Annotated in this window: 26 protein-coding genes, 1 tRNA gene and 1 pseudogene; 13 read left to right on the forward strand and 15 right to left on the reverse strand. The window is 71.3% G+C overall.

The genetic code is table 11. The features are described from left to right. Positions 1-6: 6 nt before the first annotated feature. The 7 genes from IEY95_RS06815 to IEY95_RS06845 form a co-directional block, all read right to left on the reverse strand. Positions 7-1,119, reverse strand: coding sequence for a glycosyltransferase (locus IEY95_RS06815; RefSeq protein ID WP_189184962.1), 1,113 nt, complete (start codon positions 1,117-1,119; stop codon positions 7-9). Next, positions 1,116-1,838 (reverse strand): polysaccharide deacetylase family protein, encoded by a 723-nt coding sequence (locus IEY95_RS06820; RefSeq protein ID WP_229702633.1) that lies wholly within the window; start codon positions 1,836-1,838, stop codon positions 1,116-1,118. Before IEY95_RS06820 ends, IEY95_RS06815 begins: the two co-directional genes overlap by 4 nt. A 73-nt stretch (positions 1,839-1,911) precedes the next feature. Further along, on the reverse strand, positions 1,912-3,720 hold the full coding sequence (murJ, locus tag IEY95_RS06825; RefSeq protein ID WP_189184963.1) for a murein biosynthesis integral membrane protein MurJ: 1,809 nt from the start codon (positions 3,718-3,720) through the stop codon (positions 1,912-1,914). Further along, on the reverse strand, positions 3,717-5,171 hold the full coding sequence (locus IEY95_RS06830) for an O-antigen ligase family protein (RefSeq protein ID WP_189184964.1): 1,455 nt from the start codon (positions 5,169-5,171) through the stop codon (positions 3,717-3,719). The genes murJ and IEY95_RS06830 overlap by 4 nt, the downstream gene beginning before the upstream one ends. Positions 5,172-5,175: 4 nt before the next feature. Beyond that, the gene (locus tag IEY95_RS06835) at positions 5,176-6,612 is read right to left on the reverse strand and encodes an exopolysaccharide biosynthesis polyprenyl glycosylphosphotransferase (protein WP_189184965.1); all 1,437 of its coding nucleotides are present in this window, start codon (positions 6,610-6,612) and stop codon (positions 5,176-5,178) included. Continuing rightward, positions 6,609-7,814 (reverse strand): glycosyltransferase, encoded by a 1,206-nt coding sequence (locus IEY95_RS06840; protein ID WP_189184966.1) that lies wholly within the window; start codon positions 7,812-7,814, stop codon positions 6,609-6,611. Before IEY95_RS06840 ends, IEY95_RS06835 begins: the two co-directional genes overlap by 4 nt. 40 nt (positions 7,815-7,854) lie before the next feature. Further along, a complete protein-coding gene (locus IEY95_RS06845; RefSeq protein ID WP_189184967.1) occupies positions 7,855-8,154 on the reverse strand; it encodes a hypothetical protein in 300 nt (99 codons plus the stop codon). A gap of 320 nt (positions 8,155-8,474) precedes the next feature. Here IEY95_RS06845 and IEY95_RS06850 point away from each other — a divergent pair, with 320 nt between their 5' ends. From IEY95_RS06850 to IEY95_RS06890, 9 genes are all read left to right on the forward strand, one after another. After that, positions 8,475-8,714: a chaplin gene (locus IEY95_RS06850; protein ID WP_189184968.1), complete on the forward strand. Its 240-nt coding sequence runs from the start codon at positions 8,475-8,477 to the stop codon at positions 8,712-8,714. Positions 8,715-8,964: 250 nt separating this feature from the next. Then, on the forward strand, positions 8,965-9,711 hold the full coding sequence (locus IEY95_RS06855) for a hypothetical protein (RefSeq protein WP_189184969.1): 747 nt from the start codon (positions 8,965-8,967) through the stop codon (positions 9,709-9,711). Positions 9,712-9,989: 278 nt separating this feature from the next. After that, complete coding sequence (locus tag IEY95_RS06860; protein ID WP_189184970.1) at positions 9,990-10,292, forward strand: hypothetical protein; 303 nt, start codon at positions 9,990-9,992, stop codon at positions 10,290-10,292. 86 nt (positions 10,293-10,378) lie between these two features. Next, positions 10,379-10,618 (forward strand): chaplin, encoded by a 240-nt coding sequence (locus IEY95_RS06865; RefSeq protein WP_189184971.1) that lies wholly within the window; start codon positions 10,379-10,381, stop codon positions 10,616-10,618. A 164-nt stretch (positions 10,619-10,782) separates the two neighbouring features. After that, the gene (locus IEY95_RS06870) at positions 10,783-11,283 is read left to right on the forward strand and encodes a DUF5949 family protein (RefSeq protein ID WP_189184972.1); all 501 of its coding nucleotides are present in this window, start codon (positions 10,783-10,785) and stop codon (positions 11,281-11,283) included. Continuing rightward, on the forward strand, positions 11,283-11,909 hold the full coding sequence (locus IEY95_RS06875) for a vitamin K epoxide reductase family protein (RefSeq protein ID WP_229702635.1): 627 nt from the start codon (positions 11,283-11,285) through the stop codon (positions 11,907-11,909). The genes IEY95_RS06870 and IEY95_RS06875 overlap by 1 nt, the downstream gene beginning before the upstream one ends. Positions 11,910-12,044: 135 nt before the next feature. Continuing rightward, positions 12,045-12,563 carry a hypothetical protein gene (locus tag IEY95_RS06880; protein ID WP_189184973.1) on the forward strand — a complete coding sequence of 173 codons (519 nt, stop codon included), beginning with the start codon at positions 12,045-12,047 and terminating at the stop codon, positions 12,561-12,563. A gap of 127 nt (positions 12,564-12,690) precedes the next feature. After that, complete coding sequence (locus IEY95_RS06885) at positions 12,691-13,218, forward strand: tyrosinase family oxidase copper chaperone (protein ID WP_189184974.1); 528 nt, start codon at positions 12,691-12,693, stop codon at positions 13,216-13,218. Then, on the forward strand, positions 13,202-14,068 hold the full coding sequence (locus IEY95_RS06890; RefSeq protein ID WP_189184975.1) for a tyrosinase family protein: 867 nt from the start codon (positions 13,202-13,204) through the stop codon (positions 14,066-14,068). Before IEY95_RS06885 ends, IEY95_RS06890 begins: the two co-directional genes overlap by 17 nt. 76 nt (positions 14,069-14,144) lie before the next feature. Here IEY95_RS06890 and IEY95_RS06895 read toward each other — a convergent pair whose 3' ends face one another. Continuing rightward, a complete protein-coding gene (locus tag IEY95_RS06895) occupies positions 14,145-14,426 on the reverse strand; it encodes a chaplin (protein WP_189184976.1) in 282 nt (93 codons plus the stop codon). A gap of 194 nt (positions 14,427-14,620) precedes the next feature. On the opposite strand from IEY95_RS06895, the gene IEY95_RS06900 reads away from it, so the two are divergent. Beyond that, on the forward strand, positions 14,621-15,244 hold the full coding sequence (locus tag IEY95_RS06900; RefSeq protein ID WP_189184977.1) for a DUF2087 domain-containing protein: 624 nt from the start codon (positions 14,621-14,623) through the stop codon (positions 15,242-15,244). 213 nt (positions 15,245-15,457) lie between these two features. Here the strand turns inward: IEY95_RS06900 and IEY95_RS06905 are convergent, their stop codons facing one another. Beyond that, the gene (locus IEY95_RS06905) at positions 15,458-16,417 is read right to left on the reverse strand and encodes a D-2-hydroxyacid dehydrogenase family protein (RefSeq protein ID WP_189184978.1); all 960 of its coding nucleotides are present in this window, start codon (positions 16,415-16,417) and stop codon (positions 15,458-15,460) included. Between the two features lie 127 nt (positions 16,418-16,544). On the opposite strand from IEY95_RS06905, the gene IEY95_RS06910 reads away from it, so the two are divergent. Next, positions 16,545-17,132 carry a hypothetical protein gene (locus IEY95_RS06910; RefSeq protein WP_189184979.1) on the forward strand — a complete coding sequence of 196 codons (588 nt, stop codon included), beginning with the start codon at positions 16,545-16,547 and terminating at the stop codon, positions 17,130-17,132. 30 nt (positions 17,133-17,162) lie between these two features. Beyond that, the gene (locus tag IEY95_RS06915; RefSeq protein WP_189184980.1) at positions 17,163-17,909 is read left to right on the forward strand and encodes a YcnI family copper-binding membrane protein; all 747 of its coding nucleotides are present in this window, start codon (positions 17,163-17,165) and stop codon (positions 17,907-17,909) included. An 85-nt stretch (positions 17,910-17,994) separates the two neighbouring features. Here the strand turns inward: IEY95_RS06915 and IEY95_RS06920 are convergent. The 5 genes and pseudogenes from IEY95_RS06920 to IEY95_RS06945 all read right to left on the reverse strand — a co-directional run. Then, positions 17,995-18,150, reverse strand: a pseudogene (locus tag IEY95_RS06920) (HoxN/HupN/NixA family nickel/cobalt transporter); the annotation flags it as partial. 358 nt (positions 18,151-18,508) lie between these two features. Further along, positions 18,509-19,897, reverse strand: a complete 1,389-nt coding sequence (locus IEY95_RS06930) for a Cys-Gln thioester bond-forming surface protein (protein ID WP_373294439.1) — start codon at positions 19,895-19,897, stop codon at positions 18,509-18,511. Positions 19,898-20,177: 280 nt separating this feature from the next. Beyond that, the gene (locus tag IEY95_RS06935) at positions 20,178-20,648 is read right to left on the reverse strand and encodes a single-stranded DNA-binding protein (protein WP_189184982.1); all 471 of its coding nucleotides are present in this window, start codon (positions 20,646-20,648) and stop codon (positions 20,178-20,180) included. A 208-nt stretch (positions 20,649-20,856) separates the two neighbouring features. Next, entirely contained in the window at positions 20,857-22,872 is a 2,016-nt protein-coding gene (locus IEY95_RS06940) for a GTPase (RefSeq protein WP_373294440.1), read from the reverse strand. Further along, complete coding sequence (locus IEY95_RS06945; protein ID WP_189184984.1) at positions 22,869-24,476, reverse strand: dynamin family protein; 1,608 nt, start codon at positions 24,474-24,476, stop codon at positions 22,869-22,871. Before IEY95_RS06945 ends, IEY95_RS06940 begins: the two co-directional genes overlap by 4 nt. A 310-nt stretch (positions 24,477-24,786) precedes the next feature. Between IEY95_RS06945 and IEY95_RS06950 the strand changes: the two genes are divergently transcribed. Continuing rightward, a tRNA-Arg gene (locus IEY95_RS06950) sits at positions 24,787-24,859 on the forward strand. A 310-nt stretch (positions 24,860-25,169) separates the two neighbouring features. On the opposite strand, the gene IEY95_RS06955 is transcribed toward IEY95_RS06950, so the two are convergent. Then, a complete protein-coding gene (locus tag IEY95_RS06955; protein WP_189184985.1) occupies positions 25,170-25,454 on the reverse strand; it encodes a DUF1876 domain-containing protein in 285 nt (94 codons plus the stop codon). Positions 25,455-25,494: the final 40 nt, after the last annotated feature.

A 25,494-nucleotide genomic window follows, 5' to 3' on the forward strand; every position in this document is an offset into this window, starting at 1 on the left:
TCCCAGTCAGGTGCAGGAGACAGCGGCCGCGTACACGTTCATGAGCTGTGCGGCGCTGCGGGTGATGCAGTAGTGGTGGGCGGCATGCGGTACGGAGCGGGGCGCGGGACCCTCCTCCCGGACCTCCGTCAGGGCACGGGCGAACGAGGCCGCGCCGCCCCGAACCCGGCGGGCACCGCGGGCGGCGCCGGCCGGCAGGTCCTCGACGGCCGGGCAGGAGACGTACAGCACCGGCAGCCCGGCGGCCATCGCCTCCACGACGGCCAGCCCGAACGCCTCCTCGGCGCTGGGCGAGGCGAGCACGTCCATGGCTGCTATCAGCGACGGCAGATCGGCCCCGGGGAAGCCTCCGGCGGGGCGCTCGCCGGTGAACAGCACCCGGTCCGCGACTCCCGCGTGCCGCGCCGCGCGCCGCAGCACGCTCTCCTCGATACCGCCGCCGACCAGCAACAGCCAGTAGTCATCCGGCAGTTGGGCGACGGCCCGGATCAGGACGTCGAACCGTTTGCCCGCCGCGAGCCTGCCGATACCTCCGACGAGGTACGCGCCCTCCGGCAGTCCGAGGCGGCGACGGGTGTGTGCACGCAACACCGGGTCGAAGCGGAAGCGGGCGACGTCGACGCCGTTCGGCACGATCTCGATACGGGGTGCGGGCACGCCCCAGCGCCGCAGCCGCTCGGCGACGGTCGGCGACACGGCGACGGTGGAACGGCCCAGCCGCTCGCTGGCCAGATACAGCGCGCGGACGCCGGCGGTCAGCCTGCGGCCTTCCATCTGCGCCTCGCCGAGCGAGTGTTCGGTGGCCACGACGGCCTTCACTCCGGCCAGGCGCGCGCCGATCCGTCCGTACACGCAGGCCCGGTAGAGGTGGGTGTGCACGAGGTCGTACCGGCCCGCGCGGATCACCTCGACCAGGCGGGGGAGCGCGGCGAGGTCGCGGTTGCCGGTCATGCCGAGGTGGATGACGCGTACGCCGTCGGCGGCGAGCTCGTCGGCGACGGCGCCGGGGTTGGTGAGCGTGACCACGTCGCACTCGACGGGCAAGTGCCTCAGCAGCAACCGCAGTTGCTGCTCCGCGCCGCCGATGCCGAGGCCGGTGATGATGTGCAGGGCCTTCATCGGATCCCCACGACCGGGCGCCGGCGCAGGCGGTGCAGCTTGTGCTTCAGCAGCAGGCGTACGGCGTTGTCGTGCTCGCCGATGTGGACACGGGGGAGGGCGAGCGGGCCGGTCAGCGGGCCGGGGTCGATCGCGCAGCCGTACGCGTATCCCGCGTCGCGCACGGCGTCGACGACCCGTCGGTCGAGGGTCCCGTACGGATAGCAGAAGCCGTCGACGCGAGCACCGATCAACTCCGAGAGCACCGCTCTGCTTTCGGCGACCTCGGCGCGCAGGACGGCGTCGTCCGCCCGCGTCAGATCGATGTGGGTGAGTCCGTGTGAGCCGACCTCGATGCCCTCGGAGGCGGCGGCGAGCCGGATGCCCTGCTTGCCGAGCAGGGGTTTGCGGGGGCCGAGCGGATCCCAGGCGTTGTCGCCGCTCAGCCGTCCGGGCAGGACGAAGAGGGTGGCGCCGCAGTCGTGGCGGTGCAGCAGGGGCAGGGCAGTCTCGACGAAGTCGGCGTAACCGTCGTCGAAGGTGAGGCCCACCAGGTCGCGGCCCTCACCGCGGGCGCGGGCCGCGAGCAGTTCGCCCACGCTCACGCCGCGCAGGCCCCGGCGGCGCAGCCAGCTCAGCTGCCGGTCGAGGCGGTCGGGCGAGACCGTGATGCGGTATGGGTCCTCGAAACAGTCGCCCACGGAGTGGTACATCGCCACCCAGGGGGGAGCGGCGGTCATGAGCCTGGCGGTGCGTCCCGCGAGGTGTCTCGGACTGTGCCGGGAGCTGTGCCTCGTACTGCCTCTGGTGCTGTCAGCGGAAACGGACATGCGGGCGCCTTCGTGTGACGGATCGGAGTGCGGGTGCGAAGCCCTGGACCCGAAGAGCCCAGGCCAGCAGGGCGAAGACGACGGTCACGGCCGTGCCGCCGGCGAGCAGGCCGAGCACGGGTGAGTCCGCGCGGCTCGCGCACAACCCCCCGGCCAAGGAGGCGACCACCGCCGCCCGCACCGGTTTGCTCAGCTCGGCCACCACCCGGCGGGTGCGGATCGGCACACTGCGCGAGCCCATGCCGTACAGCAGGAGCCCGGCGCTGACGGTGACGCCGACGGCGTTGGCGGCGGCGATCCCGCAGACCCCCCAGGAGCCGACGGTCAGCGCGCCGATCCAGGAGGTCGTGATGATCCCGGCGGTCATCGCGACCAGCGGGTACCAGGTGGGCCGTCCCGTCGAGAAGTACGAGCGGACGAGGGCGCCCACGAGGGCGTGGCCGAGGAGTCCGAGGGCGTACACGCGCATGACAGCCGCGGTGGCCGCGGTGTCCTGGGCCGTGAACGCACCGCGTTGGAAGAGGAGTTGGATGATCTGCGGGGCGCACGCGGCGATCGCGGCCGCGCCCAGGAGCACCGTGCAGGAGACGAGCGCCAGATCGCGTTCCACACGGCGGCGCGCCCGCTCGGTGTCGCCCTCGGCGACCGCCCGCGCGACCACCGGGAAGGTGACCGTGCACAGCATCAGCGAGAGCACCATCGGCATCTGGGCCACTTTCTGGGCGTAGTTCAGATGCGAGATGGCGCCGGCGGGCAGCGAGGAGGCCAGGAACCGCTCGATGAGGACCTGGGACTGACGGCACAGGGCGAAGAGCAGAACCGTGCCGATGAGGGTCAGATCCACCGGGCGGGCTTCCTCGCCGCCCGGCTCGGCTCCGGTCGCCTCCCGGCGCCTGAGCTGCCGCAACAGCGAGGGCAGCTGCACCATCACCATCAGTGCGCCGCCCATCGCCACACCCAGGGCCGCCGAGCGCACGCCCCAGTGGCCACCGAGGACGAACATCGCCGTGATGATGGCGGTGTTGTACGCCACGTAGATGACGGCGGGCGCGATGAACCGACCGTGCGCGCGCAGCGCCGCGCTGCAGTATCCGGCAAGCCCGAAGGTCAGGACGCAGGTCGCGGTCAACCGCATGCAGTCCACGGCGAGTCCGGGATGAGGCAGGCCGGGCGCGAGGGCCGCGACCAGGTACGGCGCCCCCACGATCAGCATCCCGGAAGCGGTCAGGCAGGCCAGCGACAGCTTGGGCAGGGTAGCGGCGACCAGGGCGCGGACCGGGTCGCCGACGCCGCCCCGGGCGCGGCGGGCGACGGCCACGCTGAACGCGGGGATCAGCACGAAGGCCAGACCGTCCTCGATCAGCAGCGTCGCCGCGCACTCCGGCACCGTCCAGGCGACCAGGAAGGCGTCCGTCTCGGACCCGGCCCCGAAGAAGTGCGCCAGCGCCTGGTCGCGGCCGAGGCCCAGCAGGGCTCCGACGATCGACAGGGCGATCGTGACGAAGGCGGCCCTGGCGAGGAAGCGGTGGGAGGAGGGTTCCGGGGGCTTGGCGGGGGAGCGGGGAACGGTGCGGGCGGCGGGCAGCGCGACCGAGCCACCGACGTCAGCCTTGATGCCGGGCTCGCTCCGGGGCCGGGGCGCGGCCTCGGCTCTGGTATCGGCTCTGGCTCTGGTGTTGGTCCCGGTCCCGGTCCCGACTGCTGTACCGGTCTCTGTTCCGGCTCTGGAGCCGGTCTTCGCCCTGGCTCTGGCGCCGTTCCCGCTCTTGGCCCCCTGTGGCGTCACCGTCATCGCGCCGCAGCCTCCCCGGACGGACCGGACGGACCGGACGGACCGGACGGACCGGGCGGACCCGCTGGACGCGACGGCCCCGGCGGGCCCGGCGGACCGGGCGGATCGGACGGATCGGACGCCAGCAGTGGCAGCGACGCCGGCGACGTCGGATCCATCAGGGCCCACCAGGCCACCAGCCCGAAGAGAACCGCCGTCAGCACCGTCGAGGGCCCGCCGATGTCCGCGTACACGAAGTCGATCAGCTGCCAGATCAGCAGCCCGCACGCGATGAGCGCGCAGTCGACGCCCGATGGGGTCCGCCGCACCCGGACGAGTCCGCGCAGCCCGCAGACCAGCAGCGCCAGCCAGCTGCCCGCCAGGGCGAGCAGTCCGATCAGGCCCTGTTCGCTGAGCACGAGCAGGTACATGTTGTGCGGGGAGAGCAGCGGCTGTTTGCGGTAGGCGGCGCCCGCGCCCCCGGTGTCGCTGCCCGAGGAGAGGGCGAGCGAGGCGTGTCCGTCGCGGTGGTCGGGGAAGGCCTTCAGACCGACGCCGGTCAGCGGCTGTTCGCTCCACATGTCGACGGCCGCCGCCCACATCGTGTACCGGTCGACGACCGACTGGTCGGGGGCATCGGCGACCTGCGTGATGCTGGTGATCCGCTCCTGGAGCATCGCTCCGCCGACCCCGAGCCCTCCGACCAGGATCACCGCGGCGGCGGTCACGGCGGCGCCCACCTTCAGCGCCCGCCGCATCCCGGCCAGCGCCAGCTGCGCCCCGCACGTGGCCGCGGTGGCGATCCACGCGCCCCGGCTGAACGACACCGCGAGCGGCAGCAGCAGGATCAGCGAGCACAGCACGGCGGCCGTGCGCTGCCGAGGCGAACACGGTCCGAGGGCCAGCCCCACCGCGCACACCAGCCCGAACGCGACCACGGTCGCCATCCCCATCACGTCCGACGGCCCGAAGGTGCCCACCGCCCGGATGTCCGCGCCCATGTACAGGGCGCCGGTCCTGGTGACGTACTGGTGCACCCCGATCGCCCCCTGCCACAGGGCCAGACCGATGAACGACCAGGCCAGCAGCCGGAAGTCGCGCCGGTCCCGGACCAGCAGCAGCACCGCGGCCGGGACCAGCACGAAGATCTGCAGGTAGCGGCCCAGGCCGGTGATCCCGGCTGCCGGGTCCAAGGCCTCGGCCGCCGCGATCGCGATACCGACCACGGGGAGCCCGATGACGAGGGCGGCGGTGGCGGACAGGGGGCGCCGACGGCCCCGTACGAGACGCAGCGCGCAGTACAGCACGACCAGACCCGAGGCGCCGTCGGCGACGGTCGCGCCCCCCTCGCCGCCGGGCGTGACCGGCAGCCCGAGCAGGGCGATCACCGCCACGACGGGCAGGACGGGCAGCGCACGCCGGAGCGCGGAGGCCAGTGTGTCCAGGGGCGTAAGGCGCAGGGCTTGGCTCATCGGCTCAGCTCCCCGTCGGGCGTACGAGCGCGGCGGCGGTGCGCAGCAGGATGCAGATGTCCTGCCACAGCGACCAGTTGTCGATGTACGCGTTGTCGAACCGGCAGCGGTCCTCGATCGAGGTGTCGCCGCGCAGCCCATGGATCTGGGCGAGACCAGTGATGCCGGTCTGCATCCGGTGCCGGGCCGCGTATCCCGGGTAGGTTTGGCTGAACTTGCCCACAAAATAAGGGCGTTCCGGGCGCGGCCCGACCAGGCTCATGTCGCCCCGGAAGACGTTCCACAGCTGGAGCAGCTCGTCGAGCGAGGTGCGCCTGAGGAACTGGCAGAAGCGGCTCATCTCCCGCTCGTTCGCGACGCTCCAGCGGGTCGCGGCCTCGTGCGCGTCGACCGGGCGGTGGGTGCGGAACTTCAGCAGTGTGAAGGGCCGCCCGTGCTTGCCGATGCGCTCCTGCCGGAACACCACGCCCGGCCCGTCGCTCAGCCGCAGGACCACCGCGCACATCAGCAGCAGCGGGCTGACCAGCAGCAGCAGCGTCCCGGACACGGAGACATCGAGGATCCGCTTGCCTGCGCTGCCGTGCCGCCTTGCGACGGACATTCGCCGGCAGGAGAACCCGGCGAGCGTGCGATGCCCGTCCCCGTCGTACGAGGGTGAGTCCGCGTCGACCTCCCACAGCGCGCAGCCCGCTTCGGCCAACGCCCGCAGCAGCGGCCCGCGTTCACCGCTCGGCTCCACGACGAGCACCGCCCGCACGCTGTTCTGGATCAGGGCGCGCTGCACTTCCTCGCCCGTGGTGAGGACCGGCAGTCCCTCGTTCCCGGCCGACTGGTCGGCGACGATGCCCACCGGCCGTACCCCGCACCGCGGATGGCGCAGGAAGGCCGCGGCCACCCGCTGGGCGGTCTCGGCGGGACCGATCACCAGGGCGGTGCTGGGACGCAGCACGAGGGACCGGCGGCGCCGCCAGTGGACCGTGCCGCGCCCCACGCAGCTCACCGCCGACTGCAGGGCGCAGCCCACGGCCAGGGCCCGGGCGGACAGCGCGCCGGCCGGGGAGAGCGCGGCCACCAGGGCCGCCAGCGCGCACCAGGTCACCGCGACTCGCGCGCAGAGGGCGGGCAGTTCGTCCAGTACGGCGGGCACGGGCTCGGGTCGGTAGAGCGACGCCCGAGCGTTCAGACCGACCACGCCGAGCAGTAACGCGACGACGAACAGCGGATGCCGTTGGGGCTCCCCGAGCGGCTGCCCCGCGGCCAGCGCCGCGACGCCGTCCACGGCGACCAGCGGCAGCCACGCGGCGCGCCGCGTGGCGGGCCGCCGCCCGGCCGGGAACCTGAAACCGTCGACGCCCCCACGCGGAGGGATGACCGAGACGGACGAGAATCCGTACTCTCGGGGTTGTCCGCCGGGCGAGGGAACAGTGCTTTCCGCAGTCACGTGTGGCTGGACTCCCTGCACTCGGTGTGGTCCCCGCACGTGGCAGGCCCGGCGTGCCGCGCCTGTCCGTCCCTCAGGAGTTCGCGGTACACCTCCGCGACCGCGTCGGTCGCACGCCGCACGTCATGCGTGGTCACTACGTGACGGCGCCCTTGGTGGCCGAGCGACTCGCGCAGCGACGGATCGGACAGCAGGCCGCAGATCGCCTCGGCCAGCGGGCCGGGTGCCCGGGCCGGCACCAGACAGCGCGCGACGAGGCCCGGCGGCAGGCTCTCCCGGGCGCCGTCCACGTCCGTCATGACGACGGGGCGCCCACAGGCCATGGCCTCCAGCGGAGCCAACGCCATGCCCTCCCAGCGCGACGGCAGCACCACGAGATCGGCGGCCTGGTACCAGGGCACGGCGTCGAGGGCGGCCCCGGCGAACAGCACGTCGCCGGGCGCCCCGGCGCGCAGCCGCTCGGCGTCCGGACCGTCCCCCACCAGCACGAGCCGGGCACCGGGCATCCGCCGCCGCACCGAACTCCACGCCTCCAGCAGGACGTCCTGCCCCTTCTGCCGGCACAACCGCCCCACGCAGACCACCAACGGAGCCGCCGGATCGGCCCCGACGTCGCCGAGCAACGGAAGCGCGGCCCGTACGCAGTCCACGGCCGCCGGGTGGAAGCGCACCGGATCGACCCCATTGGGGATCACACGCCACTGCGCGCGCACTCCGGCGCGCAGGCCAGTCGCGCGCTCCGCCTCACTCACGCACACCACCAGGGACGCCCAGCGCGCTCCCCACCGCTCCCACCCCAGCGCGAACCCCGCGGCGACCCCGCCGACGGCCTCGAACGACCAGGCATGCGGCTGGAACACGGTCGGCACCCGCCCTCGTACGGCAAGACGCGTCGCGAGCCCGGCCTTGGCACTGTGTGCGTGCACCACATCGGGCCGCGCCCGCGCGACGACGCGACCGAGCCGTCGTACCTCCTGCGGCAGCCGCGGACCCGGCGCACGCGTCGCCTGCCAGTGCCGTACCTCCGCGCCGAGTGCCCGGAGCGAGTCGGCGAGGAGGCTCTCGCCCGGACATGCGACGGTGACGTGCGTTCCGTCGGCGAGCTGCGCTCTCACCAGGTCCGTCACCACCCGGGCGACACCGCCGTCGACGGGCTGGGTGATGTGGAGGACCCGCGGGGGAGGGGCGGTTGACAGTTGCATGCGCGGTTCCTCCCTCACGGGCGGCGCGCGGCGGCGCGCGTCACTGCTTCGCGTCGGCGGCGGCGAACAGTGCCCCGCCCCGGGCCGTGTCCCGCTGCGAAGCGAGTCGGAGGGGGGCCGCCAGGCGGGCGGGGAGAGGAGTCGTACGGCAGCTGATGGGAGAGTGGGCCGCCCCTACGATTCCGCCGTGCCGGAGTGCGTGGTGCTGCTGCGTGAAGGCGAGGCTCTCCGCCTCCCCGGGCGGCGCGGCCATCGCGGGGCCGCCCGGCGCGCAGCGGGCGGCGAGGACGGAGCAGCCCACCATCGCACGGCGCATCGGAAGACCCGGGGAATGACGCATGACCGGCGGTGCCCTTTCGGGGGAAAAAGGTTCTGGACCAGCGGACGAACCGAAATCTGCAGATCACATATGTGCGCGTTGACTCCCCGTCTGTTTCCGACGTCCGCCGACGCCTGTTTCTCATCAGTCTCGGGAGGAGCCCGACTCTAGCCGCTATCCGTATTTATCGGTGAAACCGAATCAAGTGTGTCGGAATGGTGAATCTCGGCGGTTTGCGAGATCACTCCTTTGGAGGCACAACCCGCACGTGGGCCGCGCGTTGATTTCAGAGCCGGGCACCCCGCCCGGATGTTGTGTCGACTCCCAAGGAGCACTTCTCCATGTCGCGTATCGCGAAGGGCCTGGCCCTGACCTCCGTTGCCGCTGCCGCTGTGGCGGGCACCGCCGGCATCGCCGCCGCCAACAGCGACGCACACGGCGCCGCTGCCTACTCCCCGGGCGTCGCGTCGGGCAACGTCGTTGAGGTTCCCGTCCACGTTCCGGTCAACCTCTGCGGAAACACCGTCGACGTCATCGCCCTGCTGAACCCCGCGTTCGGCGAGACCTGCGGCAACGGCTGACGTCAGCGCGGACCCTTCGGCCGGCCGTCCTCCCAACGGGAGGGCGGCCTGTTGGTGTTGCCCCGAATGGAGGGAGCTGGGTGTCATCGCCCGGCATGGCTTCTCACCAGGGACGACGGCGGTGGTAAGGGCGCCCGGCCGCTACGTGGAGCAATCGAACGGTTGCAGGCCGCGACGTGGGCTTTCACGGTGAACACAAGATCCGACGTCGTTGAGCGCAAGCTCCGACGCACCATCGAAGGGAACATCCATGCGTGCTCTGCCCGCACGGCGCATCGCGACCTCCGCTCTCTGCGCCACGCTGCTGATCGGGATCGCCACACCCGCCGCCCTGGCGGCGGACAGCGACTCGACGCGTGGCCGCAGTCATGCGGCGGCCCCCGTACCCGGCGCAGACGCGCTGCTTGCGCAGGTCCAGTCCCTGGCCGACATAGGCGGCGTACTGACCCCGGTCACCGAGCTGGTGGCCGCAGCACTCAAGGCGGACAACGGCCAGCTCTCCGCCGACGATGCGGCGAAGCTCGGGCAGGCCGTGAAGGACGCGATCGCCAAGGTCACCGCGGCGGCTCCGGTGACGCCGCCGGTCGCCCTCCCGACGACGCCGCCGACGACGCTGCCCACCACGGCGCCGACCGTGACGAAGGAGCCCACAACGCCGACCACGTCGACGCTCCCGGCGACGAAGAACGCCGATCACCGGGACGGCAAGGCGCGTGGTGCCGACGGGCCGCGCGCCGAGGCTCCGGCGGACCTCAAGGGCGACGCCCTGACCGCCCTTCAGAAGGCGGTCGACACGCTGCTCAAGGCGGTCACGTCGGGCGACCCCACCGGGGTGGTTCCCGCGGCCACCGCGGTGGTGACGGGTCTCGTCAACTTCGTCGTCGCCACGGTGCTCGGCGGTGGTCTGCCGGCGGCGAACCTGCCCGGTCTGCCGAGCCTGCCGAGCACGCTGCCGACGAGTTCACTCCCGACGTCCGGTCTTGTGCCCACTTCCTGAGCACGGGGAGCGGTCTGAGGCGAAGCAGTCGCCACCCTGCCGTCGTGCCGACCATCCTGGTCGGCACGACGGCTGTTTGTCATGGGGCCCTGGGCCTGAGGCCTTGGGCGTGCGTCAGGTCATGGGTGCGGGTTCTTGTATGAGAATGCGACACGCCGTTCGTTCGGGTGGGGCGCAGGGAATTTCAGCACTCGGGGTTTCCGCAGTGTCCGGGGCTCGTTAGTCGACGCATAGAGGAATTCCCTCTGGTGACATGAGTTGCCGAAGAAAGGAACACGATGAAGTCCCTGAAGGCCGCCGCTGTCGTCGCCGGGTCCATGGTCATCGCTGGTGCCGCCACGCCCGCCTTTGCCGCCGAGGCCTCCGACCTGACGCCCTCCAGCCTCAACGGCGCCGTGGAGACCATCACCAGCCAGCGCACGCTCAATGTGGAAGACGTGATGCCGCTGCAGCACCAGTCGAAGGCGCTCGACACCGAGAACAAGGGCTCCCTGCTCAACGCCGTGAGCGGCGCGACGAAGGCGCTCAACACGACCGGTGGCCCCGCGCGACTGCTCGGCGGACTTCCCCTTCAGAGCTAATCGGTTCATTTCATCGCGTGTCTTTCCACAAGGGCTGCGGGCATTTCCCTAGGCTCTGGAGCAAATCTCCCAGGAAAGGGCTGACGATGAACACTGTGAAGAAGATCGCTCTTATTTTCGCCGCCGCCGGAATCGCCGCGGGTGCCGCGTCCGGCGCGGCCTTCGCCGACACCGGTGCCGACGCCGCGGCGCTCACGTCCCCGGGTGTCGTCTCCGGCAACGTCATTCAGATCCCCGTGCACGTTCCGGTGAACCTCTGCGGCGACTCGGTCGACGTCATCGGCCTACTGAACCCCGCGGGCGGCACCTCCTGCACCAACCACTGACGACGTCCTGCGCATTCCGAAAGGGCTGATTCCGTACCCAACGGAGTCGGCCCTTTCGCGCTGTTCGAAAAGGGTCCCTCGTTCGTGTGGTCGGTCGCCGGGGCATCGCCCGGGCGGGTGAGGAAAGGGCCGGGCTCTTTCGGGCGCGTCGATAAGGTTCCGCGGTGACCTCAACCTCAAGCGAAACGCGCCCATTTCGGGTCGCCGATCTCGGCACGCTCGCCGTCATGGCCTTCAGCGGTGATGCGCCCGACGGCGACATGCCCTATCTCCTGGCCTACTCCCTGGGCGACGCCGAGGGCGGACCGGAGGGCACCTCGGCCGCCATCGAGCGGCTGCTGAGGAAGAACGGTCTGCCCGTCGGCGACCGGCTCATCGACGGCTCCCGACGTCCGAGCCTGCCGCTCGCCCTCCTCGTGGAGGCGGGCCAGGCCGTCGTCACCATGCCGGCGTACCTGAAGGCCCAGTGCGTCGCGCCGCCCGAGTGGCTCGCCGCGGTCGGCGAACGCGGCTACGCCTACTTCCTGTTCGCCACCCGCGCCTGGCCCGAGGCCACGCCCGGCAAGCCCGTCGCACCGGAGAGCCTGGCCGCCTTCGCCGGTGACGAGGAGACCCTGCTGAGCGCGGCACATGTGCTGCTGCCCGTGCGCAACCTGCGCAGCTGATGACATCCACCGCGGGGCGGACGGCGGGCGGCGACGGTGCGGTCGTGCCGACCGTGGGCGGCAGCCGGGCGTTCGCCCTGCTGCTGGTGATCACCGGTGCGGCCGGTCTCCTGGCCGCGTGGGTCATCACGATCGACAAGTTCAAGCTGCTGGAGAACCCGAACTTCGTGCCCGGGTGCAGCCTGAACCCGGTCGTCTCCTGCGGCAACATCATGAAGAGCGAGCAGGCCTCGGCCTTCGGGTTCCCCAACCCGATGCTGGGCCTGGTGGCCTACGGCATCGTCATCTGCGTCGGCATGAGCCTGCTCGCCCGGGCCACCTTCCCGCGCTGGTACTGGCTGACCTTCAACGCCGGCACGCTCTTCGGGGTCGGCTTCTGCACCTGGCTGCAGTTCCAGTCGCTCTACCGCATCAACGCGCTGTGCCTGTGGTGCAGCCTCGCCTGGGTCGCCACGATCATCATGTTCTGGTACGTGACATCGCTGAACGTACGACATGAATTCCTGCCCGCGCCGGACTGGTTGAGGGGGTTCCTCGGGGAATTCACCTGGGTCCTGCCGGTCGTGCACATCGGCGTCATCGGCATGCTGATCCTGACGCGCTGGTGGGATTTCTGGACCAGCTGATTTTCCGAACAATTCGATTGTCCCACGAACCGACTATTGGGTCCGTCGGGGGAATCTTGAACTGATGGCGATCTCAGGATCGTTACGCGGGTACGGACGCTGAGCCCCCGAATTCTGAAAGGGACCGTACCTGAGATGAAGCCGACCACACGAGGAACTCTTGCCGCCGTCATGACCGGTGTCGCGGCAACGATGGGCGCCGCCGTCGCGACCCCCGCCGTCGCGGCCGGGACGGTCCCCGTTCCCGTACCGCTGGACGGTGTGGAGAACGCCCTCAACGTGAAGGCACCCAAGATCTCCGGGGAGCTGCCGGTTCCCATGCCGGGCGGGCCCCGGGGGCCTCGGTACGTCGAGGGCAGGCTGATCCCGGAGCACGTCCTGCCGCAGCTGCCCGTCAACGGAGGGCTGCCCGGGGCGAACGTCCACACCCCCCTTCCGCATGTCCTCGGGGACGGCTTCGACCACTTCGGTGTCGGTGCGCCCGCGGCCGACCTGAGGACGCTGACGCCCGGGCTGTCCCTGGACACCCCGCTCACCGCACCCAAAGCCGACCACTTCGGCCTCCCGGACGCGAAGCTCCCTCAGGTCGCCGTACTCACCCCGCTGTTGAAGACCGTGCCCGCGGCGAACCTGGACATGGGGGCGGGTGCGTAGCCGCAGCCATGGGCGAGGCCCTGGTCTTCGGCCCGGGCCTGCCGCCGGTTCCGCCGCCGGCATCACCGGCGGCCGCTGGGGGCCGCCGTCACCGAACCCGACCCGATTCCGCCGAGGAGAGAGAGCCATGTCCGTCAGTAGGGCGTCGAGCAGCGTGTCGAGCAAAGTGCCGAGGAGCGTGTCGAGCGGCGTTTCGGTGACCCGCCGGGGTGCGATGCGCGGCCTGCTCGTATCGGCGTTCGCCGTGGCGCTGACTCCCGTCGTCGCGGCCTCGCGGCCGCCGCGTGAGACCCGTCAGGAGGACCCTTCGTTCGACGAGGTGTACCGCGGCCGGCACATCCTCGGCACGAGGACCGGCACGGACGCCCGGGCCTCGTTCGACGGGGGCTATGACAGGGGCTACGGCGGGGGCCATAGCGGCGGACCCGGGGGCAGCGAGTGGCATGTCACCGTCGACGGCAAGCCGTTGCAGCTGATGCGCCGTGCGGACGGCAGCTATCTCAGCATGGTGGACCACTATGAGTCGTATCCGACGGCGCTCGCCGCGGTGCGCGCGGCTGTGGACGAGCTCGGTCCCTCGGAGCACCTGCGTGGCATGGACGCGGCGGGGAGTGACACGGAGGGGAGCAGCTACCGCCATGGCGTACACGCGTAAGGACGTCAGCAAGCTGACCGGCGCGGAGCGGCGCCGCTTCGTCGCCGCGATGCTGGAGGTCAAACGCAGGGGCGAGTACGACGAGTTCGTCCGGATGCACATCGAGTACTACGTCGCGGACGGCGACGGTGGACTGCGTACGGCCCACATGGCGCCCTCCTTCCTGCCCTGGCACCGTCGGTTCCTGCTGGACCTGGAGCGGGCGCTGCGCCGGGTCGACTCCGGGGTGAGTGTGCCGTATTGGGACTGGACGCGGCACCGCACCACGACGTCCGTGCCGTGGACCAACGATCTGCTCGGCGGCAACGGGCGGCGCTCGGACCGGCAGGTCATGACCGGGCCCTTCGCCTATGCGCACGGGAAGTGGACGATCAGGGAGGGGGTGACCGACGGCGAGTTTCTCAGGCGCGAGTTCGGCCGCCCGCTGGATCGGATCGAGCTGCCCACGAAGAAAGAGCTGGAATCCGCTTTGAAGGATCCCGTCTACGACACGGCCCCTTGGAACTCCACGTCCACCGGAGGGTTCCGCAACAAGCTCGAAGGGTGGGGGCACGGTTCCGGCAGCGCCGCCTGGCGCAACCACAACCGCGTCCACCGCTGGGTCGGCGGGCACATGCTCGGTGGTGCCTCGGTCAACGACCCGGTCTTCTGGCTGCACCACGCCTTCGTGGACCTCCTGTGGGACCGCTGGCAGCAGCGGCACCGCGGCGCGCGCTATCTGCCCGCGCGACCGCCGGCACCGGGCGACTCACAGCACCGCCGGGTCGTCGCACGGCACGAGAAGATGCCGCCGTGGGGCGAGACCCCGGGCGCCCAGGAGCACCACAGCAGGATCTACCGGTACGCGTAGGACGGCGGCTGTGCTCTCAGCACGGCGAGGCCCCCGGCAGACTCCTGCCGGGGGCCTCGCGAGGCGCGCACGTGGGTCAGTTGCCATACCCGTAGCCCTCGCGCTCCTGGCCTTGGTCGTCGTAGTTCCCGCAGTGGTCGCCGAAGGCCGGGTTCAGCAGGCCGATGACGTCGGCGGTGTTCCCGCACACGTTGACCGGCACGTTGATCGGGACCTGAACGGCGTTGCCCGAAACGACGCCTGGCGAGCCGACGGCCTCGCCCTGAGCGCCGGTGTTCGCCATGGCCAGGCCGGCCCCGCTGAGCACCACGGCACCCGTGCCGGCGGCGACAACGGCGGCTTTCGCGATGCGAGACATCACGTTCTCCTTTGAGTCGATAAGTGTGGCTGCACGGACGCGACCGCACTCCCCCTTCAACGCCCCCACCCACACCTGGTCACGGCGTTCATCTGGGGATCACTCTTTCCGAAGAGGCCATTTTCGTCCGGCTGACGTGTCGCGGGCGGAAATTCACTTCGGTCGGCTGCCTGGCCTCAACTAGCCTGCCGGGCATGCCAACCGACCAACTGAACGGCCTGCCTGGCCTGCCTGGCCTGCCTGGCCTGCCTGGCCTGCCTGGCCTGCCTGGCCTGACGGGCCTGATCGGCCTGTTCGCCGAGGAGAACAGGGTCCGTGCCTTCGCCGCCGTGGCCCTCGGCGCGGACACCCCCGCGCAGGTCATGGAGAAGGCGGGGCTGTCCCCGAAGGACGCGACGGTGGCGCTGCGGCGGCTCCAGGACCAGGGCGTGATCACGGAGGACGCCGGGGGACTGGGCGTCGCCTATGGTCGTTTCCGGGAGCTCGCGCGTGCCGCGCAGGCGGCGCCGCCCGACGAGGACTACGGCTCCGGGGACGAGCAGACCGAGGCGGTGCTGCGGACCTTCGTGCGCGAGGGGCGCCTGGTGCGGCTGCCCGCCCAGTGGGAGCGCAAGCTCGTCGTGCTCCGGCACATCGCCGAGCAGACCTTCGAGCCGGGCGTCGAGTACCCGGAGCGGACCGTCAACGAGAAGCTGCGCGCCTGGTGCGAGGACACGCCGGTCGACCATGTGACGCTACGGCGGTACCTCGTGGATCTGCACCATCTGCACCGGCAGTACGGCTTCTACTGGCGTCCCGAGCAGCACACGCAGGCGTGACCGGGAGAGCGCGGCGTACCGAGTGCCGGGCGGCTCGTCCGAGGCGGGGCAAGAGCGTGCCCGCTGGATCGGGGCGACGTACCGGCGTGTCCCGTGGCCGGGGCGGCGTTTCGGTGGGTCCGCGTGGCCGGGGCGGTGTGTCGGTGGGTTCGCGTGGCCGGGGTGCTGTGTCGGTGTGCCCGCTCGGCCGATATGGCCTACCGGCGTGTCCGGTCAGCCGAGGCGGCGTACGGGCGTGCCCGCCAGGAACGCCTGGATGTCCTCGACCGCCGCGCTGTAGTACGTCTCGTAGTTGGCCCGCGACACATAGCCGAGGTGCGGGGTGGCCAGCAGGCGCGGGGCCGAGCGCATCGGGTGGTCGGCGGGGAGCGGCTCGATGTCGAACACGTCGACACCCGCTCCGGCGATCCGTCCGCCGTGCAGCGCGGCGAGCAGTGCGTCCTGGTCGACGATCGCCGACCGTGAAGTGTTGACGAGGTAGGCGGTCGGCTTGAGGAGGGCCAGTTCGGCGGCGCCGATCAGGCCCCGGGTGCGGTCGCCGAGCGCGAGGTGGACGGAGACGAAGTCGCTGCTCGCGAGCAACTCCTCCTTGGAGGCGGCCTGCTCCACCCCCACTTCTTCGGCGCGCTCCTTGGTGAGGTTCTGACTCCACGCGCAGACCCGCATGCCGAAGGCGAGGCCGACCTGTGCCACCTTGCCGCCGATCTTCCCGAGGCCGAGCAGACCGAGCCGGCGGCCGTGCAGATCGGCGCCGACGGTGCTTTGCCAGGGGCCGCCCGCCCGCAGCGCGTCGTTCTCCGTGACGATGCCCCGCGCGAGGCCGAGCAGCAGCGCCCAGGTCAGCTCGACCGGGGGTGTCGAGGAGCTCGGGGTGCCGCACACGGTCACATCGTGCGCTTCGGCGGCCGCGTAGTCGATCACCGTGTTGCGCATTCCGGAGGCGATCAGCAGTCGCAGTCGCGGCAGTCGGGCCAGCAGCGAGGCGGGGAAGGGCACCCGCTCGCGCAGGGTGACGACGATGTCGAAGTCCGCGAGTGCGACAGCCAGCGTGTCTTCGTCCGTGAAGTGGTTGCCGAAGCTCACGACTTCCACCTCGTCCGCGATCGGCGACCAGTCCGCCATCTCGGTCGCGACGCCCTGAAAGTCGTCCAGCACGGCACAGCGAAGTTGCATGTCAGGTCCCTCCCACGCTCAGCCGGACCCTACCCGAGCCAGGAAAGCGCACCCGGGCCGCCCGGGAGAGGCGGCTCCGGGGGAAGCGGCCGCGGACGCTCGCTCCCCGTGGCAGTATCTGGGCTCCATGAGTGCGTCCCTGACAGTACGGAGCCTGCGCGCGGCGGTGTTCGCCGTGCTGTGCGTGCTGCTGGCCGCCGGCGGGCACGGGATGTCGACGGGCGAGGCGCCGCCGCTGTGGGCGGACGGTGCCGGGTTCCTCGCCGTCTTCGCGGCAGGCTGTCTGTTGGGCGGCCGGGAGCGGTCGCTGCTCGGGATCGGCGGCGGAATGCTGGCCGCGCAGGCCGGACTCCACCTCGGGTTCGAGGCCGCCCGCCCGCGCATGGCGATGAACATGCACGGGGCGCACATGATGCACCCACACGCACACGCCCTGACACCCCACGCCACGGCCGCGCATGTGACCGCCGCCCTGCTCGCGACCTGGTGGTTGCGGTCCGGCGAGGCCGCGCTGTGGTCTCTGCTGCGGTGGGCCGTGGCGCTCGTGCCGGGGCTCGCGGCGTGGTGGCGGGTGCGGACGGGGCCGTCTCCCGCACGGGCCCATCAGGACGTCGTACGCCGGAACGCCTTTGAGACGTGGCCGCCGCGGCAGGTGTTGCTGCGGCACGCCGTCTCCCGTCGGGGACCGCCGGCCGGGCTCGCGTACACGCCCTGACCGCATCCACACCAGTACGGAGTTCCCCCGATGTCCCCGAATCGCACCACCCTGCGCCGAGCCGGCCTCGTCGCCGCCCTCACCACGGCCGGAGTCCTGACCGCCGCGGGCGCCGCCTTCGCGCATGTGACGGTCCATCCCGAGAGCTACGCCAAGGGCGCCACGGACGGTGTGCTGACCTTCCGCGTCCCCAACGAGGAGGACACGGCCAGCACCACGAAGGTGCAGGTCTTCCTGCCCACCGATCATCCGGTCCTGGGTGTCCTGGTCACTCCGCAGTCCGGCTGGACCGCGAAGGTGACGACCACCAAGCTCAAGACGCCCATCAAGACCGACGACGGCACGATCACCGACGCCGTCTCCGAGATCACCTGGACCGGCGGCAGGATCCGCCACGGCGAGTTCCAGGACTTCAATGTCGCTTTCGGTCAACTTCCCGACGACACCGACCAGTTGGAGTTCAAGACGCTGCAGACCTACTCGGACGGCAATGTCGTCAGGTGGATCGAGGAGACACCGAAGGGCGGCGAGGAGCCGGAGAGCCCGGCGCCGGTGCTCACGCTGACCGCCAAGGCCGCGGGGGAGGACTCCTCCGAGGAGCCGTCCGGCACGGACTCGTCGTCGAGTTCCGGATCGGCTGCCAAGAGCTCGGCCGCGAGCAGCAAGAGCAGTGACTCGACCGCTCGCGGCCTCGGCATCGCCGGCCTCATCGTGGGCGTCCTCGGCCTGGCCGCGGCCGGATTCGCCCTCGCGCGGGGCCGGACCGCCCGCTCCTAGCCGGGAAGCGGGGGCGGCTGCCACCCAAGTCGATGGGCGGCTGCCGCCCCCGCCGGTCTCAACTCCCGTCGGCGGGGCGGACCGCCTACCGCTGCTCGACCCTGGCCAGCCGCCAGTACGCCACGGCCGCGACCCAGACGACCACGAACAGGCCGACGATGATGTACCCGACGTTGTCCAGGTCGAGCCCCGCGATCCAGCCGGTCACGTCGTCGCGCAGGTCGAGCTTGTCGTGCAGCACGCGGGGTCCCCTCGCCGTCTCCGACCTCGCCGTCGCGACCGGTATGAACGACCCCGCCGTGTCCCAGGCCCCCGCCGCCGCACCAGCCCCGGTGCCGGAGCCTCCTCGATGCTCCGTACCGCCGGGGTGGTCGAGGGCGAGAAGGACGGGAGGGTCGTGCGCTACCGGGTGATCGACGGGCCGACCGCCGAACTCCTCGAACACTGCGCGTCCGACAAGGGATGAGCCGTCCCGGGCGGACGGAGCCGGGAGTCGGAATGGGTGCGGCCCCGGACGCCTGGGGGCTACCGGGGCCGCGGGCTCACGGAGTCACCGTGATGCGGTCACTCACTGTTGAGTTGCCAAGGTGCTGTGTTGTTCAGTCCTGGACCCGCGCCTGCTTCTTGCGGACGAAGAGCACCGCCGCGCCGCCGATCACCACGAGAGCGATGGCTATGCCCGCGATGATCGGGGTCGTGCTGGAGCCGCCGGTCTCGGCGAGGTCGGTGCCTCCGGTGGAGGTGCCGCCCGCCGTCGCCGGGCTCGGCTCACTGACCGTCTGGGTCGAGATGTCGCTCGTGCTGGCCTGGGTCTTGCAGTCGAGCACGCCCTTGAACCGCTTCGAGAAGCCGTTCGGACCGTTGATCGTGAAGTCGTAGGCCTGGTCCTCCTGCAGTGGGATGGTCACCGTCTGGGACGTGCCCGCCTCGATGGTGTGCTCGATCCCCATCAGCTCGAAGGTGAACGCCTCGTCGCCTTCATTGGCCGCCGTGATGTCCACGCCGCTCTTGGCGCAGTTCTTCTCGGCGGACAGGGCCGGTATCGCGCCCTTCTCGGCCCAGTTCGCGGTCGCCGACGCGGAGACCGTCGACTCGCTGGAGCCCGCGAGGATCTGTGTCTGGCTGCGGGTGTCCGAGGTGAAGGCGCGGCCGACCGGCACGGTGGTGGACGCCTGCACGGTCAGCGATGCCGCACCGTCCGCGGTGTCCTTCGGCACATCGAAGTAGAGCCGGCTGCCGTTGACCGCGGAGGTGATCGCCTTGCCGTCCTTGTCGACGATCTTCACCCCGCCGGCGGTGGCGTCCGAGGGCGGCGTCACCGTCACGCTGTCCGCGTTGGTGTGCACCGTGACCGGGCCGAGCTTCTCACCGGCGTGACCGGAGACCGCGGCCGGGTCGAGGGCCAACGAGGCTTTGGGCTCCGCCAGGTTCCGCGCGCTCTTCTGCAGATAGTCCGCCAGCTTCTCCGCCCGTGGGTCCACCGCGTCCACGTCGGCGCCGTCCGAGTAGCGCCAGATGGCGACCTGAGTGCCGGCTGCCGCGTCCTTCTCGGTGAGGCCGGCGGCACCGGCCTTCTCGGCGAGCGCCGCGAGGTCGTTCACCTGCGGGTAGGAGTTCTGCAGGATCCAGCGGATCTTGCCCGCGTCCTTGTTGCCGTTCAGCGACGTACCGCTCCAGGGGGTCTCCTGGTACTTGGCGTCTCGCTGCGTCGGGTTGTGGATGTCGATGCAGTAGGTCTGCAGCATGCCGCCGTTGTCGACGGACATCTCGAACAACCCCGCGGACACCCACGCATCCTCGCCGTGGTCATGGATGACGGCGGATCCGTACGTCTTCAGGTCACCTATGGTGGCGGTCGCGCCGCCCAGGCTCTGCGGGGTCACGTCGGCAACGGCCGTGCCGGCGGAGGCGATCGCCCCCGCGGCGACGAGCCCCGACACCAACGTCGCGGCGGCGAGGCGGGTGGCCCCCCGCCTGCGCGCGGACAACGCAGACAGCGAAGAAAGCACAGAATTCCCCTTCGTGCAGGACCCGTTGACATGGGGGGACGGTCCCGCCAGCAGAATCAGAAGCCCCGAGAGCTATGTCCGGCATCCTAAATACGCGGCGCACCACGCTCCCCAGACATGTCATCCGATAACCGATCCGACTCGGAATCGTTATCGCTCGCACAGCCGTGAGCTGCGCTTATCGACAAATCCATGGCGACCGTTCGCCATGCATTTGTCGATAAGCCGCAGTTCGGTCAGGATGTGCGCTTCCCTGACATCACGTCACTCCGGCGGGCTCGGGCCCCCGTTGGGGCGCGGCCTCGGGGGCGGCTTGTGGCTCCGTTTCCCAACTGGGTTCCGGCTGAGGTGTCGGAGCCGGTCCCATGTCCCCCTTGGACGCTCGTCGGAAGGCGGACGTGCCTCGCGAGAGATCGTGTCCGATCGCGGCCGCGTCGACGTCCGCCGAGGTCCAGCTCTGGCCGTCGCGCGTTTCCGTGCGTACCTTCAGCCGGCCGTGCACGACAACCGGATCGCCCACCGACAGCGACGCCCCCGCATTCGTCGCGAGAGCCCTCCTGGCCCACACCGTGAAGAAGTTGGTGTGTCCGTCGGCCCACTCGCTCTTCTCGCGATCCCAGTAGCGCGACGTCACGGCCAGCCGAAACCTGGTCGACGCTCCCGTCGACAGCTCCCGGTACACCGGCTGCGTCGCGACGTTCCCCACCACGCACACCATCGTCTCGTTCATCCCGAACCCCTCTCCCGTACGAATGCGTCTGTCGCGTCTGTCGCGTCTGTCGCGTCTCTCGCGTGTCTCGCGGCGACCGCATGCGCTGCGATCGCCGCGAGTTCAGACTGCCTTCGCCGGGCCGAGCCCGCTGAGCGCTGTGGGCTACCGGCCGGTTGTGGAAAACCGCGTCACCCGATGGGGGTGCGGGCATACAACTGCGGCGCGGTCACCCAACGGGCGCGGACGCCGCCCCCATGACCCGCCCGTACTGCTCCCGCACCTCCCGGTACCGCAGCAGCTCCGCGGCCACGGGATCCAGTACGCGCGCCCTCCCGCATCCGGCGGCGGCCTCGCGCAGCCGCCGTTCCGCTTCGAGCCCGTAACGCCGTGCGGGCCCGCGCGCCGCCATTCTGCTGCTCCACTCCACGGCCGGGCCGCCGATGATGCCCGCCACCATCAGCAGTACCGGCACCCCGAGATTCGGGGATGTGATCCCGATGATCTGCCCCAGCAGCCAAAGTCCGCCGATCACTTGAAGGATCGTCATGGAGGCCTGTGCCAGCACGGCGACCGGCCACCAGCCGGGCCGCGGCGGACGACTCGCCGGGGTCACGGCACGTGCCGCCATCTCGTCCAGCGCCTCGGGCAGCCCCTGCGCCCCGCGTACGGCCGCCTCGCGCACCGCCTGCGCCCAGGGCGCGGGGAGCCCGGAAACCGCCCGGTCCGCGACCGTGCGTACGGCCTGCTCGACGCGCTGGCGTGCCGTGGCCTCCTCGTCCGCGGGGGCCCGTACGAGCATCCGGCCGGTCACGGGTTCGCCCCGGTCCTGACACCAGCGCCAGAGCCGCAGCCAGGGTGTCCCGCAGGCGCGGTTGGCGTTGCGGCGCCACACGCGCTCGGCCGCCTCACCGGCCGCGACGGCGCCCACCGCGTCCGCGAGCCGGTCCGAGAACTCGTCGCGCGCCTCCTCGCTGAGCCCGACGCGGCGCCCGGTCGCGTAGACGGGCCGCAGCCGCGCCGCGGCCGCGTCGAGATCGGCCGAAATTCGACGGGCGGCGGCACCTCTTTCGGCCACGAAATGGCCGAGAGACTCGCGCAGTTCGCCGACGCCTTCCCCGGTGAGCGCGGACAGCGCGAGCACGGTCGCGCCCGATTCGCCGTACTCGCCGAGCGCGATCCCGTCCTCGTCGAGCAGTCGCCGCAGATCGTCGAGGACCTGGTGGGCGGCTTCCCCCGGCAGCCGGTCCACCTGATTGAGCACGACGAACATGACCTCCGCGTGCCCGGCCAGGGGCCGCAGATAGCGCTCGTGGAGGACGGCGTCGGCGTACTTCTCCGGATCCACGACCCAGATGACCGCGTCGACGAGCGCCAGGACGCGGTCCACCTGTTCGCGGTGCTGGACCGCCGCGGAGTCGTGGTCGGGCAGGTCGATCAGGACGAGGCCGCGCAGTTGCGCCTCCGCCTCCGGGCTCTGCAACGGACGTCTGCGCAGGCGACCGGGGATGCCGAGCCGGTCGATGAGCGTCGCCGCGCCGTCGCTCCAACTGCACGCGATGGGCAAGGCGGTGGTCGGCCTGCGGACACCGGTCTCCGAAATGGCCACGCCGGCGAGCGCGTTGAAGAGCTGTGACTTGCCGCTTCCCGTGGCCCCGGCGATGGCGACGACGGTGTGCTGCCCCGAGTGCTTGCGGCGCGCCGCCGCCTCGTCGAGGACCCGGCCCGCCTCGGCGAGCGTCTTGTTGTCGAGGCGGGTGCGGGACAGGCCCACCAGCTCGCGGAGCGCGTCCAGGCGTGAGTGCAGCGGTCCGTCGTATGCGAGGGGGGCGGGCGGGGTCTGTACGAGCGGTTTGGTCTCCGTCACCGGCGCCTCCTGCCCGGTGGCGGTCTCGGAGACGCGCCGCGCGATGAGGCCGTCGTCCCAGACGGGTGCGCCCTCCGCGCGCGCGGCCGTGTCGTCGTCCTCCACGCGCGCGTGCCTGGCGTCGGAGGCGGCGGCGCTCTCAGGGGGCGCCTCTTCGGAGGGCTCGCCGTCCCCGGTGCCCTCCTGGGGCCGCTCCTGGGAAGCCGCCTCCCCGGGAAGGCCCTTTTCGAAAGTGCCCTCTTCGGAGGCGTTCTCCTCGAAAGTGCCCTCTTCGGAGGAGGCACCGGAGGCTTCCTCCGAGAGGCCGTCCTCAGGGCCGTCGTCTCCGGGACGGTCGGCGTGATCCGTGCGGTCAGTGACGGCAGTCACCGCGGTCACCTCTCCTTCTGCAGTACGGACAGCGCGGCGATGAGTTCGGCCTGGGGTTCGGGATGGACGTCGAGCGCGTCGAGGGGCGCGAGACGGCGTTCGCGCTCGGTGTTCAGGGTCTTGTCGAGGTAGCTCGTGAGCAGCCGGCCGCCCCGGTCGCGCAGCCGCAGCGCACCGTGCGCCCCGATCCGCTCGGCCAGCCCCTCGCCCGCCGTCCTCGCCCGGCGGCCGCCCAGGAGCGCGGTGCCGACCAGCGCGGCCACCACCTCGGGATCCGGAGCCATGCTCTTGTCGAGGCCGCGAACCTCCTCCTCGGCGTACTCCTCCAGGACGCGCCGCCAGCGTCGTACGGCCATCCCGATGCGGTGCTCGGCGCTCTCCAGCTTCGGATCACGGTCCGTCAGCCCGGGAGCGGCTGCGGCCGGTTCGCGCCGCCATGCCTCGTCCACGCGTTCGTCGGCCGCCGTGACCGCGCACAGCAGCAGGGCGCTCAGGCTCTCCACGAGCGCGTCGAGCAGCTCGCCGGCGCTGCAGTCGAGGGGATAGGCGCGCCAGCGCTTGAGCGCGTCGCCGGAGAGCACGGCCCCGGCCTGCAAACGCCCCTTCACGCGCGTGTGCTCGCTGTCGTACGCCCCGTCGACGGCCGCCGTGAGCCGCAGGGCGGCCGCATACTGCGCGGCGGCCGCGCCGGCCAGCTCGGGCATCCGCGCCTTCAGCGAGTCGAGGACTCCGTGAGCCGTACGAGCCAACGCCTCCTGCCGGGCTCCCGGGTCCTGCGCCTGGTGCACGAGCCAGGTACGCAGCGGTGCGACGGCGGAGGCGGGCAGCAGGCCGCCGCCCCACGCGGACTCGGGCAGCTCAGGCACCGTGAAGCGGGGCAACTGGCCGAGGCCGGCCTTGGTGAGCAGGGCGCCGTACTGCCGCGAGACCTCGGACACCACCTGGTGGGGCACCCGGTCGAGCACGGTGACCAGGGTCGCCTTGTGCTCCTTGGCCGTACGCAGCAGATGCCACGGCACCGCGTCGGCGTACCGGGCCGCCGTGGTGACCATGACCCAGATGTCGGCCGCGCAGATCAGTTCGGCGGCGAGGACGCGGTTGTCGGAGACGAGGGAGTCGATGTCGGGCGCGTCGAGGAGGGCGAGGCCGCGGGGAAGCGTGTCGGCGGTCTCGATACGCAGCACCCGCTCCCCACGTTCGGAGCGCGGGGGCAGGTCGTCGCCGGGCTCGTGATGGGGCACCCACTCGCGCGTGAGGTGGGGCAGCACCCGCATCCCGCTGAACCAGTGATGGTCCTCCGGATGGCACACCAGCACCGGCGTGCGCGTCGTCGGCCGCAGTACACCCGCCTCGCTGACCCGGCGTCCCACAAGAGAGTTGACGAGGGTCGACTTGCCCGCGCCGGTGGACCCTCCGATGACGGCGAGGAGGGGTGCTTCGGGTTCTCTCAACCGGGGCACCAAATAGTCGTCGAGCTGTGCGAGCAGTTCGTCGCGGTTGGCACGCGCGCGTGGAGCCCCCGCCAGGGGCAGCGGGAAGCGTGCGGCGGCGACACGGTCGCGCAGGGCGGAGAGTGCGTCGAGTAGCTGAGGCCGTACGTCCAAGGTCACCACATGCGAAGAATGCCCAATTTTGGAGGCTTTCTGAAGCATATGGGTATGTCTGCGCGCCGACAGGACACACGGGGCGGAAGGGATGACTGGGGCGCAGGCATAACGAGTGCACAACACCCGATGCGTGAGACGCCAAAAGCGGTGCACGATTCGTACCCGCCTGCGATTATCAGGACCGCTTCACTGAACCTCCACATCGAGCCACGGAGGCGAAGCGCGAGGGACAGGGATGCGGGAGCTTTATCCTTGTCCCCGGCAAGGTCACGGATCGGCCCACACCCGGGCACCAGGACACCGGCCACCACACCTGGCCCCCGTAGCTCAGTGGATAGAGCAGGCGCCTTCTAAGCGCTTGGCCGCAGGTTCGAGTCCTGCCGGGGGCGCCTCTCCCCACCCTCCCTTTGGGAGGGTTTTTTGGTTGGTTCCCCGGCGTGTCGCGCGCCGGGACGGACTGCTCCCGGACGGCGGTCCCGACGGTCGTAGTCGTCGGGCAACTGGCTTGGTCGGCCGGGCGATTCGCGGTTATGTGGGCCAGGGCCCCTGTGTGAAGTCACATGTGCAGGAGGGGGCGCCGTCCACCGCCGGGACAGCGCCCCGGTGGCGGCCGACGCCCCTGGTCGGCCCCTGTCGGGCCGGATCAGGTCGGATCGGGTCGGGTCTTGTTCAGGTCGTGTCGAGCGGGGTCGGATCGGGTCAGGTCAGCGGGCGCGATGTTCTGCCCGACGCCTCGTCGATCTCGTCGTGCGCCTTGGTGAGCAGTTTCATCGCCAACTCGTTCAGCGCCCTCGCGCCCGCGACCTCTTCGCCGACCCTCGGCTGATTCTTGTCGGAGGGGTGGCGGCTGGCGTAGCCGTGGGCGCGCACCTCGTTCCCATCCGACAGTCGTACGAGGGCGGCGGCGCGGGTGCGGTGGTCGTCCTCCTCGAATTCCAGCTCGATGTGCCATCCGACAGTGGCCCGTGCCTGTGTCTCTGTCATCACGATCACCTCCGGGGCGGCCCCAGCCCCTACTACCAGA

It is taken from the genome of Streptomyces albiflavescens (genome assembly GCF_014645835.1).
Taxonomy (GTDB): domain Bacteria; phylum Actinomycetota; class Actinomycetes; order Streptomycetales; family Streptomycetaceae; genus Streptomyces; species Streptomyces albiflavescens.